Here is a 17,147-nt window from a genome sequence, read left to right on the forward strand (position 1 = left end):
TGGGTCGTTGATGGCGGCATTCGTTGTCTCACCGTGGTGTTGAAATCGACATCTCCGTCTGATTTATAGATGGCCGTTGTCGTCGGTTTGCGGCGCCGCTTCCATTGCTACGCCAGTTCCCTATCGGTTCTGTCTGCGACGGTTTCTGCAGCGTCCTGCATCGCCTGCTCGGGTCCTTTCGCGCCGTCGAGCATCCGGCCGAGTTCTGTTTCGAGCGCGTCCTGCGCTTCCGGCGTGTCCGTCGTGTAGTTGTACGGCTCGATCTCGGTGGCGACCTCCGCGAACAGTCGGAAAACGGCTTGGCCGTCGTAGAAATCCTGCTCCTGGTCGTATATCTCCGCCTCGTAGGCGGTGGTGAGCGACGGGAACAGGCCGTAGTCCTCCAGCATCGTGTTCTGAACTTCGGGAGTCGTCATCGCCCAGAGGCAGTAGTCGAACGCACGGTTGACGACGCCGTCGTCCGATATCTGCGCCGGTATCGCCATGTTCGATCCGCCGCGGTTCGATGCGCGGGTCCCACCTTGCTCGAAGGCCGGTAGCTTGTACACGCCCCAGTTGCCCTCAGTATCCGGAAGCTCTGCACGAAGCGTCCCGTCCATCCACGCCGCGGTCGCGACCGAAGCGAGCGACCCCTCCGAGAACGACGTAAACCAGCCACCGGACCACGTCTCAATTCGGGTGGTGATGTCGGCGTCACTCATGTCCTGAATCAGCTGTGCTACTTGTACGCTTTCCTCGCCACCGATATTCACTGCACCGTCCTCGGTAAACGCTTGTCCGCCAAGTTGTCGAACGAGCATCCGCCACAGAGAGGACATGTCATCGGGTGGAAGATTTATCATAGCAACGTCGTCCGAGAGTTGTTGTCCGGCCTCTATGAAGTCGTCCCACGTTTCGAGGCTCTCCACGTCGATACCTGCCTCCTCGTATCGGTCGCGCTTGTAGAACACGCCCGTGGGACCGATGTCCCACGGGATGGCGTAGTCGGCGTCCTCGTAGCTGACAGTCTGCCACTTCGACTCGACAATATCCTCGCGGATTCCCGCTTCGTCGATACGGCTCGTGAGGTCGGCCAGCCCGTCGATGCTCGCGTAGTTCGTCACGTCGTAGTTCTGGACGACGGAGAAGTCGGGCGCGCCGTTTCCGCTCGTGACCGCCGTCTGGAAGCGCTGCTCCCAAGCGTCGCCGCCGAGTTCCTCGACGGTGACGTCCGCATCCTTCTCCTCGTTGTACGTCTCCGCGGCGTCTTGAAGCGACCGAGCGGCGATGTTCCAACCCCAACCGGTGGACGACTGCGCCATCTCGGAACTCGACCCGCCGCCGTTCCCCGAACTGTTGTCTCCTCCGTCGTTGGCGCTGCCGCCGGTGTTGACACTACAACCTGCTAAACTCGCAGTTCCGGCGACACCGAGCATCTGTAGTAACTGTCGGCGACGCGCACTAGGCTCTGATGACTTTGGCATGAGTTCTCTACTGTCACCATTTTCGCAGGGACTATATCAATATATCGGTATGTATAATCATTAGTGGTTATCTCTTCTGAATGACAGTTGTCGGTAGTTCGTCGACGGGTGTACCGCGAACCCGCTCGAAAATCTGTGTCCTGCGCCGTACTCACCCGAGGTCGAACGTCGTAGCTAGCGCCTCGTCGGGATTGCCGGTCGGGGTGAACTCGCAGCCGACGTACCCCTCGTATCCAGCGTCGTCGATAGCCGCGAGAACGTTTCCGTAGTTGATCTCGCCGGTTTCCGGTTCGTGGCGTCCGGGAACGTCTGCGACGTGGATGTGCCCGATCTGTTCGACGTTGGCCGTGATCGTCTCGATGAGGTTTCCCTCCGTAATCTGTTGGTGATACACGTCGTACAGCAGTTTCACGTTCGGAGAGCCCACTTCGTCGACGATGGCGACTCCCTCATCGGTGTCGGTCAGATAGTATCCGGGGTGATCGACAGCCGTGTTCAGCGGCTCGACGACGAGCGTGACTCCGGCGTCCTCGGCGTCTTGCGCGACACGGTCGAGCACCTCGACGATGTTCTCACGCTGCTCCTGTCGACCTACGCCCTCCTGGTCGGGGCCGGTCGTGACGATGAGCGACGGGCACCCGAGTTCCGACGCCGTCGAGATCGACTCCCGGATGGTGTCGACCGTCTCGTCGGTCGCGTCGAGATCGGTCAACACGCCGCCAGCGGTACAGCCAGCGATGGGGAGGTCGACCTCGTCGGCCGCCGCATGTATCGCGTCGAGATCTTTCTCCCGCCAGTCCCAGAATTCGACGGCGTCGGCACCAGCGGCGGCGGCGCGGTGAATGCGTTCGTGGAACGGGTCGTCGTTGTACACCATCTCGACGCAGACCGAAAATTTGACCATCAGTCGTCTCCCGCAGGCGTCGGCCTGAGTTCCCCCGACTCGATCATCGCGGCGAGCGGGTTGTCGTCGACGTCGAGCGGGAGGTCGACTCGGCCCCGTCGGCGGGCCGACTCCCAGACGGAGAAGATGAGTTCAGTCGCGTTTAGTGCGTTCTCCGCGCCGAGTTCCGGCGTCTCGCCCGCTTCGAGGCAGCGCACGTTCTCGGCGATTGCGCGGTCGATAAACTCCCAGCCGTGGAGGCCGTCCTTCGTCTCGACAGGTTCCCACTCGCCGCCGCGTCGAACACGCAACGCCGGGAGCTCTTCGCTCTCGTCGTCGCTCTCGGGGCCGACCTCGATGGTCCCCTCCGTTCCGATGAGTCGGTTGTGACAGCGGAACGCGTCGGCGGGGCCACCGGTTCCGGTGCTGTCGGAGGCTGCAATCCCGTGGACACCGTTCTCGTACTCCCAGTGGACGATAGCCTGGTTCTCGTTGTGCGTGCCGAAGAGGATGTTCTCCTCGTCGTAGTGAATCTGACCGAGAACCCACTCGCCGGGGATTTCGTCGTTGAAGTAGTTACAGAGGTCGAACGAGTGGCTTCCGTAGTCGAAGATACCGACGGGTGCAGAGAACTCGACTCGCTGCAGTTCGCCGATTTCGCCGTCGTCCAACAGCGCTTTGGCGGTCCGCACGGCGTCGCTGAACCGACGCTGATGGTTGATCGTTAGCTGGACGTCGTGTCGCGACGCCTCCTGCGTCATCAGCTTCGCTCCGCCGTAGGTGTCTGCCATCGGTTTCTCGCAGTGGATCGCGTCGACGACGCCGCTCCGGATGCAGTCAATCGTAATCCGCTCGTGAATCGCCGGGGGAACACAGATAGAGACGATATCCGGTTCTACCTCCCGTAGCATCGTCTCGTAGGACTCGTAGATCCGGTCGTCGTCGAGTCCGAACTCCTCGGCGAACGCCTCTGCATTCTCTCGAACGATGTCCGCGCAGGCGGCGAGTCGACAGTCGTCGTGTTTCTCGTATCCAGCCGCGTGGTGATACGCCATCGCGTAGCCGTCACGCCCGGGGTTCTCAGGCTCTGCACCAGTTCCTATTACTGCTACGGTGTACGACATCAGGTGAAACTCTCTGATTCATCATAAAGAGGTTGGTAAAACGGCAACGAAAGGGCGTCGTCTCCCGACAGAGCCGTCGTTGAAGCTCCCGAATTCGGGGATCAGAGCCACTCTCGGGAGGTACTCGTAGTAACTAATCTATACGATACTTTTATGGCACTCACCGGAACATATGAAACCGAATGCCGCGGATAGCTTTCATCGGAGCGGGGAGTATGGTCTTCGCCCGGAAACTCATCGGCGACATCCTCTCGTTCGAAGAACTGTCGGACAGCACCATCGCGCTCGTGGACATCGACGAGCACCGACTCGAACGGACGACGCGCGTCGCCGAAGCGATGGTCGAGAACGGCGGCGTCGACGCGACCGTCGAGTCGACGACCGACCGCCGCGAGGCGCTTGACGGCGCCGACTACGTTCTCAACATGATCAACGTCGGCGGCACCGAACCGTTCGAGAACGAGATACGCATTCCCGAGCGCTACGGCGTCGGACAGGCCATCGGCGACACGCTCGGCCCCGGCGGCGTCTTCCGGGCGCTCCGAACCGTCCCCACGATGCTCGACATCGCGGCGGACATGGAGGAGCTCTGTCCGGACGCACTCCTGATGAACTACACGAACCCGATGGCGATACTCTGCTGGGCGCTGTTCGAGGCGACCGAGATCGAGACCGTCGGTCTCTGTCACAGCGTGCCGCACACCGCGGCGGTCATCGCCGACTACGTCGACGTTCCGCAGGAGGAACTCGACTACTGGGTCGCCGGCATCAACCACATGGCCTGGTTCCTGCGCTGCGAACACGACGGCGAGGACCTCTATCCGCGGCTGGAGGAGGCGATGCGCGACCCCGAGACGTACCGGCGCGACACCGTCCGCTTCGAGATGATGCGGCACTTCGGCGCGTTTCCGACCGAGTCGAGCCACCACCTCAGCGAGTACGTCCCCTACTTCCGGACCGAGAGCGAGACCATCGACCGGATGGCGGGGACCGACTACGCCGAGCGGATGGCGACGGCGACGTACCTCGAAGGCTGGAAACGGCGGTCCGAAGAGCGCGACGGCGCGCTCGCCGAGGTCGACCCCGAGTCGGTCGGTATCGAACGCTCCGAGGAGTACGCCTCCCGCATCATCCACTCGCTGGAGACCGACACGTCGCGACGGTTCAATCTGAACGTGAGCAACCGCACGGACGCGATCCGGAACCTCCCCGACGAGGCGTGCGTCGAGGTGCCGTGTTTCGTCGACGGCACGGGTATCCACCCGTGTTCGGTCGGCGACCTCCCGCCGGAACTCGTCGGGCTCGTCCGGACGAACGTCAGCGTCCAACAGCTCGCGGTGCAGGGCGCGCTGGAGGGAGACCGCGAGGCGGTCCACCGGGCGGTCAAACTCGACCCTCTGACTGCCGCAGCGCTGACGCTCGACGAGATCCACGAGATGACCGAGGAACTCATCGCGGCGAACGAGGCGTATCTCCCGACGCTCGACTGACCGTTGGCCGTCACGCCGCCGCACGCCCGGCACGCGACGACAAACCACGACAACGACACAGAAACTATGACGAAGATAATCGACTACGACCTGTACGAAGTACCGCCACGATGGCTCTTCCTGCGCATCGAGACGAGCGACGGCACGGTCGGCTGGGGCGAGCCGGTCGTCGAGGGCCGCGCGAAGACGGTCGAAAGAGCCGTCGAAGAGCTGATGGATAACTACCTCCTCGGTGAGGACCCCCACGCCATCGAGGACCACTGGCAGCGGATGTACCGCGGCGGCTTCTACCGCGGCGGCCCCATCCTCATGAGCGCCATCGCGGGCATCGATCAGGCGCTGTGGGACATCAAAGGCAAACACTTTGGCGCGCCCATCTACGAACTGCTCGGCGGCCGAGCGCGGAACCGCGTCCGCGTCTACCAGTGGATCGGCGGCGACAGACCCTCGGAGGTCGGCGACGCCGCCGCCGAGAAAGTTTCGGAGGGGTTCACCGCGCTGAAGATGAACGCCACCTCCGAGATGCGTCGCGTCGACAACCCCGCGTCGGTCGAATCCGCGGTCGACAGGCTGCGGGAGGTCCGCGAACGGGTCGGCCCGGAGACCGACATCGGCGTCGACTTCCACGGGCGCGTCTCGAAGCCGATGGCGAAACGGCTCGCGGCCGCGCTGGAGCCGTTCGAGCCGATGTTCGTCGAGGAACCGGTGCTCCCCGAACACAACGACGCGCTCCCCGAGATCGCTGCCCACACGACCATCCCCATCGCGACGGGCGAACGGATGTTCTCGCGCTGGGATTTCAAGGAAGTGTTCGAGTCGCAGGCGGTCGACGTCATCCAACCGGATCTCTCGCACGCCGGCGGCATCACCGAGGTGAAGAAGATCGCCGCGATGGCCGAAGCGTACGACGTCGCCGTCGCGCCTCACTGTCCGCTCGGCCCCATCGCGCTCGCGTCCTGCATCCACGTCGACACCTGTTCGCCGAACGCGCTCATCCAAGAGCAGAGTCTCAACATCCACTACAACGAGACGAGCGACGTGCTCGACTACCTCCGGAACCCGGACGTGTTCCACTACGACGACGGCTACGTCGACGTCCCGGACGACCCCGGCCTCGGCATCGAGATCAACGAGGAGTACGTCGAACAGCAGGCCGAACAGACCGTCGACTGGCACAACCCGGTGTGGCGCAACGACGACGGGAGCGTCGCCGAATGGTGAACCTCCCCGACGGCAGCGAGAACGGCAGCGTCAGCCTCCCCGCGAGGGACGGCCGCCTCAGCGATCGAGTCGCCATCGTCACCGGGTCGACGCGCGGCATCGGCGCCGGCATCTGTCGTCGCTTCGCCGCCGAGGGCGCGGACGTCGTCGTCTCCGGTCGCAGCGAGGCCGCGGGCGAGGCGGTCGCTCGCGAGATTCACAACGCGCCGACGGCCGGCGACGCGACGTTCGTCCGCTGCGACGTGCGCGACCCCGACGACATCGAGTCGCTGGTCGAGCGGACCGTCGACGAGTACGGCGGCGTGGACGTGCTCGTCAACAACGCGGGCGTCCAGACCGAGACGGGGGTCGAGGAGGCGACGCTCGACGACTGGTCGTTCGTGCTCGAAACCGACTTCCGCGCGTACTGGTTGGCCGCCAAGCACGCGATCGGCCACATGTCGGATGGGGGGAGCATCGTCAACATCTCCTCGAACCACGCGTTCGTGACGATGCCCGAGCACTTTCCGTACAACGCGGTGAAGGCGGGCATCAACGGGATGACGCGGGCGATGGCGCTGGAACTCGGTCCCATCGGTATCCGGGCGAACACCATCAATCCGGGGTGGATAGAGGTCGAACGGACCCGGGAGGAACTCGAAGACGGACGCTACGAGGCCGTCGAGGAGCTCCATCCGCTCGACCGAATCGGACAGCCCGGCGACGTCGCGGGCGTAGCGACGTTTCTAGCGAGCGACGACGCGGCGTTCGTCACCGGCGAGAGCCTCCTCGTCGACGGCGGCCGCTCCGTCGTGATGGACGACGACGCGTTCCGGGCGTACAAACAAACCCTGTAGCCGTCTTCGGATTCGACTTCTGCCCTCGGCGACGAGTGCCGGACACTACCGTCTCTTCAGCGCGAGTGACGACTGTCCCGAGTCGCGACCGACCGCTACCCCCGCCCGCACACCACTCCATCGTCTTCGCCACCGGTCGACTCTGTGTCGAGACTCCGGCAGCGTTCTCTATCGAGAAACGAAATCGAAGTGTCTCCACGACGAGCGTCGTTTCGCCGATGAGAGCGCGAGTAGCCCCGGAACTGCTTCGGTCGCCGCCGTCAAGGCGTTTCCCGAGGGGAAACGCTATAACGGTCGGCCGAGAGGAGAGCGTATGAGCAGGGACGAACGGTATCCGGTCGGGTCGGTTCGGACGACGTTTCGAATCGTCGAAGCGCTCGAACAGCGGGATTCCGCCGGCGTCACCGAAATCGCAGAGGAGATCGGGCTCTCGAAGAGTTCCGTCCACAAGCACCTAACGACGCTCGAATCGCTGAACTACGTCGTCAAGGAGGAGGGGACCTACCGACTCGGCTTCCGCTTTCTTGGCGTCGGAAATCGGGTTCGGAACCGCTCTGAACTCGTCTCGATAGCCAAACCAGCGATAGAGAATCTGTCGCAGACAGCCGGCTCGGTCACGAACTTGATGGTCGTCGAGCACGGCTACGGCGTCTACGCGTACCGGGCGGGCGAGGAGTTCGAGACCTCCGGCTATCTACCGCCCGCTGGCGGACGAGTCTACCTCCACGCGACCGCCGGTGGGAAGGCGATTCTCTCGCGGTTCTCCGATGAACAGGTCGAGGCGGTGCTCGAACGGCGCGGACTCCCCTCGCTGACCGAGAAGACCATCACCGACGAGCGGGCGCTCCGACAGGAACTCCGGTCGGTCGGGGACCGGGGACTCGCCTTCGAGCGGGGCGAGCATCTCCCGTCGGTGCAGTGCGTCGCCGCGCCGGTGACGGCCTCCGGGCGTCCGGTCGGTGCCATCAGCGTCTCCGGAAGCATCGACCAGATGAGCGGAAAAAAACTCGAAGAGGACCTCGCGGGACTCGTCGTCAGTACCGCCAACGCGATAGAAGTCGCACTCCTCCGACAGTAGCGTTTCCAGGTAGAGAACGAACCTCGCGGGCGGCGCCGTCTCGAACCGCTCCGTCGATGCTCGGACTCGACGCTTCCGTGCCCAAACGCCCGTCTCGGACGCTGCGGCGCCCGCCGCTGTCGAAACGACTGCAGGAGTGTGCGCTGTTCGGGAGGGTTCGGGGGACGCGGGCGGCCGGACGACATCGATCGTTTCGCTTCGGGAAACGACCGAGTGGCCGAAACGTCCGAAGGGACGTAGTTCTCTCGTCGCTGCGACTCCCGTCTCCGAGTTCACCCGCTCGAAATAACATCGATAGTGTTGTTACGTTTGCTGCTCGGAACCCGTACGATTAAACCGTCCGCTCACCAAAATAGGGGTAATATGGACACGGACGAGACGGACGATGGTCCCGAGCGGCCAAACAGCAAGGTCGCTCGCGTCATCAAAGCGTACGACCTCGGACCCGAATTCGGGCAGCGACTCGAGCGACTCTGGACCGGAGAAGGCGAACGACGACACAGCCTCCGGGATTTAGCCGACCGGTTCAACCGGCGCGTGCTCGAAGCGGCGATGACGGCCGCGGGAGCGTCGACGCTCGACGGCGAAGTCGAGAACGTCTACCGTTTGCTGACCGACGACGAGGTGAGCAGCGGGATGCGGACGGAAGCACGGGTCAGACTCGAACGCGAAGGCATCGACATCGACAGCGTAGAGCGCGACTTCGTCACCTATCAGGCGATTCGTTCGTACCTCAAGGAGTACCGCGGCGCGGAGTACGAGCGATCGAGCGACGCCGACCGAGTCGAGAACGCGACGCAGAGCATCCAGCGGCTCCGGTCGCGCGCGGCAACCGTCACCGAAGGTAACCTCGAACAGTTGCAGGGAAACGAACACATCACCCTCGGCGAGTTCCGACTGCTGGTCGAGATGAGCGTCCTGTGCGAAGAGTGCGGTGCCCAGTACGGCATCGACGACCTGCTTGAGCGCGGGGGTTGTGACTGTCAGCCCGATTCGTCGAACGCGGACACCGCCGAGTAAACCAGGTACATAGAGACTCTCGGAGGCGAAGGCGTCTCGAAGAGCGGCGGGACGAGAGAGTGAGGAGAGCAGCGGCGAGAACAGTCGGCGGGAACGTCTCAGATTTCGGAGATACGGGCGTCCTCGTGGTCGATGGCCTGCGCGTCCTCGGGCAGGAGCGCGACGACGAGGAACTCCGCGTACTCCGAGAGATAGTCGACGAGTCCGGCGATTCGGTCGGAGTCGATCGCCTCCAGCGAGTCGAGCAGCATGAACGGGACCGACTCGTAGAGATCGTGGACGAGATACCCCGCGAGCGCGAAGACGAGGCCGGTGACCTCCTGTTCGGACTCGCTGAGGTGGTCGACGGTGTCCTCGTACGTGGTCCCCGAGTCGGTGCTGCGGACGATGTGGAGTTCGAACACCACCTTGTCGACTTTCCGCCGTCCTTCACGCACGCGGCGCTCGACCCGCTCGATCCAGATGCGCTCGATGTTAGCGTACTCCAGGATACCGAGGACGGCGTCCATGTGCTCGTTGAACTGGGAGATAGCCTGTGTCTCTATCTGCTCGATGCGCGTCCGCAGGTCGGTGAGTTCGTCAGCGACGCGTTCGCGCTCGTCGTTCAGGTCGCTCTCGCTGGCGAGTTCCTCCTCGACGTCGGCGATGTCGGATTCGGTCTCTTCGAGCGACGATTCGAGCCGTCCGAGTTCGAATTCGAGTTCGTTGGCCTCCTTGTGGAGACCGAGCACTTCGCTGAAGTCCTCCGATTCGAGGTCGTCGACCGTCTCTTCGAGCGCCGCCACCTCCTCGCCGAGTCGTTCTCGTTCGTTTCGCTTGTCGGCGAGCGTCTCCTCGCGGCGGTCGAGTTCGTCTTCGACGCGTCCGAGCTTTCGGCGGACCGTCTCGACCTGCTGTCGGCGGTTCTCGCGTGCTTTCTTCTGACTCCGGAGCTCTTTGAGGTCATCCTCGATGTCGCGCACCGTCGCGAGTTTCTCCTTGCGGAGCTCTCTGAGCTGGTCGAGCGTCCCCTCGATGTTGTCGCGGTCGACGGTCGACCCGCACGTCCAACAGACGACCGAGTCGTCGTCGACGAGGCGGTCGGTGACGGCCTTCGACTCGTCGTCTTCGGCCATCAGCGTTCCGGTGATGGGGCCGTCCTCCAGCATCTCCTCGTTGAACTTCAGCACGTTTTGGAGTTCGCTCACCTCCGAACTGAGACGCTGTTTCCGCTCGCGGAGCTGCCCGATCTGCTGGTCGACGTCGGCGTCAGGGTCCTCGGAGACGTCGGAGAGGTCGTCGAGTTCGGCTTCGAGTTCGCGCTGTTCGCGCGTCAGCGAGTCGATGCTCTCCTGTTCGAGGTCGATGTCGGAACGAACCGTCTCGAGGTCGGCGCGGCGGTTGCGGAGTTCGTCGAGTTTCGTCTCCAGTTCGCGCTTCTCCTCGCGCGACTCGTCGACGTCCGTGCCGTGTTCGTCTATCTCGGCCTCTTTCTCGGCCAGCTCTTCGCGCTTGGCTTCGAGTTCGTCGCGCAGGCGCGCCCGCTCGTTCTCGAGTTCGGGGAGGTCGCGCTTGAGGTCCTGAAGTTCGTCGAGGCGGTCGTCGAGCCGCGATTTCTCGTCTTCGAGGTTCGATATCTCGCGACGAATCGCGTCGGTGTCGACCGGTCGCATGATTATCTCGCGGAGGTCGGCGTCGCGCGTGACCGCCCGGCGCGCCTCGTTGTCCCCGAGGAGAAACGCGAAGAGGTCGGCGACATCGGCGTCGTCGAGATACGGGTCACCGGTCGCGGTCACGCCGCTGCCGGTTCGCTTCAGCGTCCGAGTGTACAGTTCGTCGCCGAGTTCGAGTTCGACGTGTCCCTCGTCGGCGTCGCCCTTCAACGAGCTTCGCTCGCTACCCATCGCCGCCATAACCGCCTGCAGAAATGACGTCCTGTTCGTCGCGTTTCGTCCCGCGAGCACCGTGATGCCCGGCGGGATTTCGACTGTGGTTTCGTCGATACCGCCGATGTTTCGCACCGTGAATCGTGCGGCTTCCCCCGTAGCAAGTGTCGATGACATAGCTGAAACTTACGGAGGCGACCATATAAAGATTTTCAGCGACGAGTGGGTTCTACCGCACTCGACCCGCGTTTCGCCGCAGGTTGTCAATTACGGAAACGTTATTTTGCAGTATAACGTGACGTGTTCCTCATAGTTTCGAATTCACCACTATCAAACGGGTCTCCGAGTCTGAAACTGAACGACCACGCTGGTAGTACTGAAGAAAAGAATTATATCCCATCGAACCGTTCGCGCCCGAGAACACTTACTCCGACGTGAGTCGTCCGTGGCCGAGGAGTGCTGTGCGATGTGCTCGTCGACCTTATCGAGATGTGGCACCGAGTCCGGAGACGCTAGAAGAGCTGTCGAACGCCGAACGCGGGCGGATACGCGATCCCCCCGAATCACGTCAGAGGAGATGCCGACGACGAGTGAGGATGTCGTTGTCATGGCTCAGTAGTCCCAGGCCGGACGGTTCGGACTTAACACGGCGGAAATCCTGTTCGCCGGCTACGAGTCGGTTCGCCGCCGGGGCCGGGTCGACCTCCCGCTCGACGTCGACGACAACCCGCTCGAAGAGATGGTCGAATCCGGGGTACTGACGCCCGCAGCGGTCGGCCGAGCCGAGAGCCACGACTGAGAGCCCGGTTCACGATCCCGCGCGACCGACGCCCGCGAATCGAATCGGAAGCGGCCCCGTCGAACTCAGTCTCCGCTGGGGTCGTTCACCGGGTTCGTCGGTGCGTCGCCGGTGACGACACCGAGAACGTCCTCGGTGACCCGACGGCGCATCTCGGTACTGGACTGCTCGGAGTACCAGGCCACGTGTGGCGTGTAGACGATGTTCGGGTGGTCGAGCGGCGGCGTCGGCTCCGGCGGTTCCTCCGGCAGCACGTCGATGCCCGCCCCGGCGATATGCCCTTCGTCGACGGCCGTCACCAGCGCGTCGACGTCGACGAGTCCGCCGCGGGCCGTGTTCACGAGGACGGCGTCGTCGCGCATCCGCTCGAAGGCGTCGGCGTCGAACAGTCCCCGCGTCTCGTCGGTCAGCGGCGCGTGAACGGAGACGAAGCGCGACCGCTCCAGCAGCGCGCCGAACGACACCTTCTCCGCCCCGGCGGCTTCGATCTCCTCGGCGTCGACGTACGGGTCGTACACCAGAACCTCGAACTCGAACCCCGAAACGAGGTCGACGAGGCGGCGCGGCAGTTTGCCGAACCCGACGAGCCCGAGCGTCGAACCGGCGACCCGGTCGATGGGTCTCCCGCTCGTCCAGTCCCAGGTGCCGGATTTCACCTCGTGGTCGTACTGCGCGACGCGTCGGGCGCAGGCCAGAAGGAGACTCAGCGCGTGCGTCGGTACCTCGTCGAGACAGTAATCGGGGACGTTGAGAACGTACACGCCGCGGGCGGTCGCCGCGTCGACGTCCACGTTGTCCACGCCGATACCGTAGCGACCGACGGCGTCGACCCCCAGCGCCTCTAGCACTTCTTCGGTCACCGGCGCGTACTGGACGAGTAGTCCGTCGGCCCCCTCGGCGGCGTCTATCACCTCGCTCGGCGTCTCCGCCTGCGCCGAGACGAGCGTCACGTCGGTGTCGGCGACGACCGACTGTTCGACGGAGAGGTCCGGAAAGTCCCAGTCGGTGACGACGATTGTCTTCGACATCGTGTGTACGATACAACCGCGAGAGCAAAAAGTCCGCGCCCGTCGCGCGTCGACGGAACAGGCAACCTTTGAACAATCACGGAGATTTATGACTCCGACCGCGGAACGTTGCGCCATGACCTCACAAGGGTTCCAGCTGTACAGCGTTCACGCGGTGGATGACCCGTTGCCGACCGTCATCGAGCGCGTCGGCGAGACGGCGTTCGACGGTGTCGAGTTCGCCGGACTCGGCGATCAGAGCGTCGAGGCGGTGGCGTCCGCGCTGGAGAACGCCGGACTCGACGTCGCTGGCGCACACGTCGGTCTGGACGAACTCGAGGACGGACCGGGCGAGGCGGTCGAGCCGTACGTCGAACTCGGATGCGACGATGTCGCGGTCCCGTGGCTCGACGCTGACCACTTCGAATCCGTCGACGCGGTCGAGGCGGCCGCAGAGCGGCTGTCGGCCGTCGCCGACGACCTCGACGACCACGGCGTCTCGCTGCAGTACCACAACCACAATCAGGAGTTCGTCGACCTCGACGGGGAACCGGCGTTGACGCATCTGATCGAGGCGACCGAGAACGTCGGCTTCGAGCTGGATCTCGGGTGGGTCGGCGCCGCTGGCTACGACCCGCTCTCGTACCTCGACGAGCATGCCGACCGCGTCCGACTGGTTCACTTGAAGGATTACGACGCCGAGACGGGCGAACCTGTCGAAGTCGGCGACGGCGACCTCGACCTGTCGGTGACCGTCGAACTGGTCGAAGATCACGGCTTCGACTGGCTCATCTACGAGGCCGAGGAGCGCCCCGACTCGTACGGGACGCTCGATCACGCCGACGAAATCGTCAGCGGGTTCGCCTGACGAACGGACCGGCTGTCGTCCCTCTCTCCGACGTTCGGATACGTCCCGTCGAACCGGGTCGTACTCGGGCGCGTGGTAGACAGATCGGCTCAGCAACTGCCCGTCCATCCCCGCTCTGCGGACGCTCGCTGGAAACCGCACCGAGTCGCCTGCGGCGATTCAGTGAACCGTACGGTCGTCGCTCGTGTCGATATCTTCTATCGGGTCGGCGTTGCCATAGGTGGGCGACGGCTGGTCCTCGCCCGATGCAGCCCACTCACAGGCGTTCGCGAGAACCTGCTGGATGGTCTCGTCGTGGTAGACGGGGTACGTCTCGTGGCCGGGGCGGAAGTAAAACACCTTCCCCGCGCCGCGGCGGTAACAGCACCCCGAGCGGAACACCTCGCCGCCCTCGAACCAGCTGTTGAAGACGAGCGTCTCGGGGGTGGGGATGTCGAAGCGCTCGCCGTACATCTCCGCCTCCTCCAGTTCGATGTAGTCGTCGTCGAGACCGGAAACGATGGGGTGACTCGGCTCGACGACCCAGAGACGCTCGCGCTCGGCGGCCTCGCGCCACTTCAGCGAACAGGTCGTCCCCATCAGCGATTTGAAGATCTTCGAGTAGTGCGCCGAGTGGAGGACGAGTAGTCCCATACCGTCGAGGACGTGCTCTTTGACGCGCTCGACGATCTCGTCGTCGACCTCGTCGTGGGCGGCGTGGCCCCACCACGTCAGTACGTCGGTGTCGTCAAGCACTTCTTCGGTGAGCCCGTGCTCGGGTTCGTCGAGTGTGGCCGTTCGGGTCTCGAAGCCGTGCGCGTCGAGCGCGTCGGCGATCACCGCGTGGATGCCCTCGGGGTAAATCTCCGCGACGACGTCGCTCTCTCGCTCGTGGACGAACTCGTTCCAGACCGTGACCGTTGGGGCTGTCATACGGGACGATTGTCAGCGGACATTAACGCTATTGTTGAATCGGCAATACTGTGCGACATCATCCTCACCACGGAAGGGGGACGACTTACTGGGCGCTGTTGTCGTGATTGGGCCAGCCGAGGGTGTCGACGGACCGGTCTGCGATATCAGTTATTCTCTATTTCAGAATATTACGTCGGAAGTTCGGTGTCGACTCGACCCCTCGCTCGGACGAGAGAGTCACAGAAACGGCTCTCGAGGTGTTGGTTGTCGAGGTGACGCAAGTGAGAACTGTCTCTCTGTCGGGGAATCTGGGAACGCTTGCTCGTCGGAGGTGTTCGGCTTGCTTCGACACACCGGCACTTTTGCTGCTTGAATACGGTCGTTCGTGCTGGCGAGTCGTCGTGTCGGAACGCGACTGTGATTTCTGATGTACAGAACAAGCCACTTCGCGTGGTGTACCTCTCGGGAGAGCCGTGGCGTTCACGCGGTTGGTTTTCGTTTCGACGGTACCGTCGTCGACGCGCAGGAAGAGTAACGCGCCAGTGCTGCCTTTTTCGTTCAGGTTATTGCGCGAGCGGGTCGGGTAGCGACCCCAAGCCGACAAAGGTGGAACAGATATCGCCGATCTCGCGGCGGTCGCTGTCGTCGATATACTGGCCGACTGAGCCCTCGCGGCTATCTCCTCGACGGCGCGACGGACGGGAAACGAAGTCGTCTCTCCAAACTGGAAAAAAATCGCCGCGGCGACCGGCGGAAGAAGCAGGGGATTCGGTTGGGACAGTCGAGCTCCCACCGACTGCCGCGTGCGGAACATGACTAACGTCAAAGCTACGCAGGTGGTCGTTCGCTTCGACCATGTGATTCTTCAGGCGAGTTCGTACTAATCATTTTGTTCGACGCAACTTTTCGTGGGTCGTCGACGGTCGAAAGACGGGCAGCGTCGCCGACGTTCCGGAGACGAGTTGCGTCGTCGAGTCTCGTATCGGTGCTGAGAGTGAATGATGGCTGTCCCCGCTCGGTGGATTCATCTGGTGCTTACCTGCAGCGTCTACAACCTTTACCGAAGTGTGAAATATTCGTGAAACCCAGCACCGAATACCGATTCTACAGAGCGTATCTCTGTTCTCAACGTTTGGCTTATGGTTGTCGATGATTCAGAAATTAGTCTACTGAGTACGGTATCGAAGTAGGACAGCCACCATCTCTTCACCATTCGAACCGAAGTACCAACGCGACCGCCCAGTAGGTTTCTCGAAATTTGAGACACGATGAGTTGGACGTCCCACTTATAGCTCCCCAAACACAATATTCTCTATTTCAGAACACATTGTCGCCAATTTCTACCGGGCATTACAGATCTAAGTCTGTAATTGCAGATGCGCAAAGAAGCCACAAGTACTGTGATATTGCCTGTTGCCCACCGCAGGTGTTCTGTAATAGAGAACACCAAAGACGATAGTCGAGGTCCAATTCACCGATATTTACTGCATCGGGGGCACGGTAGGAATTTCTTTGAGTCCGTGAAGGAGTTTCTGAAGAGTCTATGCTCTAAAGTAATTACAGTATTATTACAGTTTTGCACAGAATGTACTCTCACAGTTCGAACTGAGTTCCAATATTAGAAATTACAGGCATCGATGACGAGGAGACAAGGTGGTTCAAAACTCACTCACATCGGCGCCAGCCACGAGGTTGTTCTCAAACTTCAATCTTTGATCGGAACTCTTCTCGACCACTAACATCCAAATCGACGCGGAATACGCTACCTGCACCTCTCCCTTCTCTCTCGCGGCCCTCGATACAGGCAGTTGTCACGTATATGTCGTTATACGACTTTCCAGCGAACGTCACCGAAGAGACCTTTTTGGGGTCGAACTGCACTGTCTCTCGACGCGTTCCGTCGGGTGCGAATCGGACGAGGGAATTTCCGTTCCAGAACGCAGACCAGATGTGTCCCTCAGCGTCAACGGTCAGTCCGTCAGGTTTCCCATCGAAGTCAGAGGCTTCGAGGAATACTTCGGGGTCGGTAATCGAACCTGTGGCGCGGTCGTACTTATATCGGTAAATGTAACCTGATGACGAGGGCTTGTCGCCACCAGAGTCGGTAAAGTACATCTGAGACAAATCGGGGGAGAACCCCATTCCGTTGGGCAACCCACACTCTTCGCAAACGAGCTCGAACGACCCATCCCGGTTGAGACGGTACAGTTGTCCGGGTACCCCATTGTTAGTGTCTGGCATTACACCACAGAACACACGCCCCTCAGGATCAGCGATGACGTCATTGAATCGTTCGCTAAACTGATCCGGGTTTTGCTTGGCGATAGTTGTTATTCTGCCGTCCGAGGGGTCAAACTGTCTGACTGCTCCGAATTCCTGAAACAGCAAGAGTGCCCCATTCTCCTGAACGGTGAATCCACCGATACGTTCGTCGTCGTCATTGTAGACGAGTTCGTGTTCTTCTGTCCTTGGGTCGTACGCGTACAGTCGTCCTCTCGGGATGTCACTCCAGTATAGTAACTCTTCGTCAGGGTGCCAGAGTGGTCCTTCGCCCGTCTCGCATTCGAGGTCAACCACGAGTTGCGGATTGATCGGCATG

Annotated in this window: 13 protein-coding genes and 1 pseudogene; 7 read left to right on the top strand and 7 right to left on the bottom strand. The window is 62.2% G+C overall.

The window, feature by feature from the left end; translation table 11 throughout:
- Positions 1-107: 107 nt before the first annotated feature.
- The 3 genes from LAQ74_RS18330 to LAQ74_RS18340 form a co-directional block, all read right to left on the bottom strand.
- Entirely contained in the window at positions 108-1,463 is a 1,356-nt protein-coding gene (locus LAQ74_RS18330) for an extracellular solute-binding protein (RefSeq protein WP_224337608.1), read from the bottom strand.
- Between the two features lie 151 nt (positions 1,464-1,614).
- Positions 1,615-2,367, bottom strand: a complete 753-nt coding sequence (locus LAQ74_RS18335) for a hydroxypyruvate isomerase family protein (RefSeq protein WP_224337610.1) — start codon at positions 2,365-2,367, stop codon at positions 1,615-1,617.
- Positions 2,367-3,470 carry a Gfo/Idh/MocA family protein gene (locus LAQ74_RS18340; protein WP_224337612.1) on the bottom strand — a complete coding sequence of 368 codons (1,104 nt, stop codon included), beginning with the start codon at positions 3,468-3,470 and terminating at the stop codon, positions 2,367-2,369. Before LAQ74_RS18340 ends, LAQ74_RS18335 begins: the two co-directional genes overlap by 1 nt.
- A gap of 182 nt (positions 3,471-3,652) precedes the next feature.
- Between LAQ74_RS18340 and melA the strand changes: the two genes are divergently transcribed.
- From melA to rdfA, 5 genes are all read left to right on the top strand, one after another.
- The gene (gene melA / locus LAQ74_RS18345; protein WP_224337614.1) at positions 3,653-4,960 is read left to right on the top strand and encodes an alpha-glucosidase/alpha-galactosidase; all 1,308 of its coding nucleotides are present in this window, start codon (positions 3,653-3,655) and stop codon (positions 4,958-4,960) included.
- Between the two features lie 66 nt (positions 4,961-5,026).
- Positions 5,027-6,181, top strand: coding sequence for a galactonate dehydratase (dgoD, locus tag LAQ74_RS18350; RefSeq protein ID WP_224337616.1), 1,155 nt, complete (start codon positions 5,027-5,029; stop codon positions 6,179-6,181).
- Positions 6,175-7,017: an SDR family NAD(P)-dependent oxidoreductase gene (locus tag LAQ74_RS18355; RefSeq protein WP_224337618.1), complete on the top strand. Its 843-nt coding sequence runs from the start codon at positions 6,175-6,177 to the stop codon at positions 7,015-7,017. The genes dgoD and LAQ74_RS18355 overlap by 7 nt, the downstream gene beginning before the upstream one ends.
- Before the next feature lie 313 nt (positions 7,018-7,330).
- Positions 7,331-8,095, top strand: a complete 765-nt coding sequence (locus tag LAQ74_RS18360; protein ID WP_224337619.1) for an IclR family transcriptional regulator — start codon at positions 7,331-7,333, stop codon at positions 8,093-8,095.
- Positions 8,096-8,458: 363 nt separating this feature from the next.
- A complete protein-coding gene (rdfA, locus tag LAQ74_RS18365; RefSeq protein WP_224337621.1) occupies positions 8,459-9,115 on the top strand; it encodes a rod-determining factor RdfA in 657 nt (218 codons plus the stop codon).
- A 98-nt stretch (positions 9,116-9,213) separates the two neighbouring features.
- Here rdfA and LAQ74_RS18370 read toward each other — a convergent pair whose 3' ends face one another.
- Positions 9,214-11,157, bottom strand: coding sequence for an archaea-specific SMC-related protein (locus tag LAQ74_RS18370; protein WP_224337624.1), 1,944 nt, complete (start codon positions 11,155-11,157; stop codon positions 9,214-9,216).
- 448 nt (positions 11,158-11,605) lie between these two features.
- On the opposite strand from LAQ74_RS18370, the pseudogene LAQ74_RS18375 reads away from it, so the two are divergent.
- Positions 11,606-11,779: pseudogene (locus LAQ74_RS18375) on the top strand (gfo/Idh/MocA family oxidoreductase); the annotation flags it as partial.
- A gap of 65 nt (positions 11,780-11,844) precedes the next feature.
- On the opposite strand, the gene LAQ74_RS18380 reads toward LAQ74_RS18375, so the two are convergent.
- Positions 11,845-12,807: a C-terminal binding protein gene (locus LAQ74_RS18380; RefSeq protein WP_224337626.1), complete on the bottom strand. Its 963-nt coding sequence runs from the start codon at positions 12,805-12,807 to the stop codon at positions 11,845-11,847.
- A gap of 115 nt (positions 12,808-12,922) precedes the next feature.
- On the opposite strand from LAQ74_RS18380, the gene LAQ74_RS18385 reads away from it, so the two are divergent.
- Positions 12,923-13,654 carry a sugar phosphate isomerase/epimerase family protein gene (locus tag LAQ74_RS18385; RefSeq protein ID WP_224337629.1) on the top strand — a complete coding sequence of 244 codons (732 nt, stop codon included), beginning with the start codon at positions 12,923-12,925 and terminating at the stop codon, positions 13,652-13,654.
- Positions 13,655-13,813: 159 nt separating this feature from the next.
- On the opposite strand, the gene LAQ74_RS18390 is transcribed toward LAQ74_RS18385, so the two are convergent.
- Both LAQ74_RS18390 and LAQ74_RS18395 read right to left on the bottom strand, forming a co-directional pair.
- On the bottom strand, positions 13,814-14,566 hold the full coding sequence (locus LAQ74_RS18390) for a ThuA domain-containing protein (RefSeq protein ID WP_224337630.1): 753 nt from the start codon (positions 14,564-14,566) through the stop codon (positions 13,814-13,816).
- Positions 14,567-16,246: 1,680 nt separating this feature from the next.
- The gene (locus LAQ74_RS18395) at positions 16,247-17,146 is read right to left on the bottom strand and encodes an SMP-30/gluconolactonase/LRE family protein (RefSeq protein ID WP_224337632.1); all 900 of its coding nucleotides are present in this window, start codon (positions 17,144-17,146) and stop codon (positions 16,247-16,249) included.
- Position 17,147 lies beyond the last annotated feature (1 nt).

Origin of the sequence: Haloprofundus halobius, assembly GCF_020097835.1 — an archaeon.
Lineage (GTDB): Archaea > Halobacteriota > Halobacteria > Halobacteriales > Haloferacaceae > Haloprofundus > Haloprofundus halobius.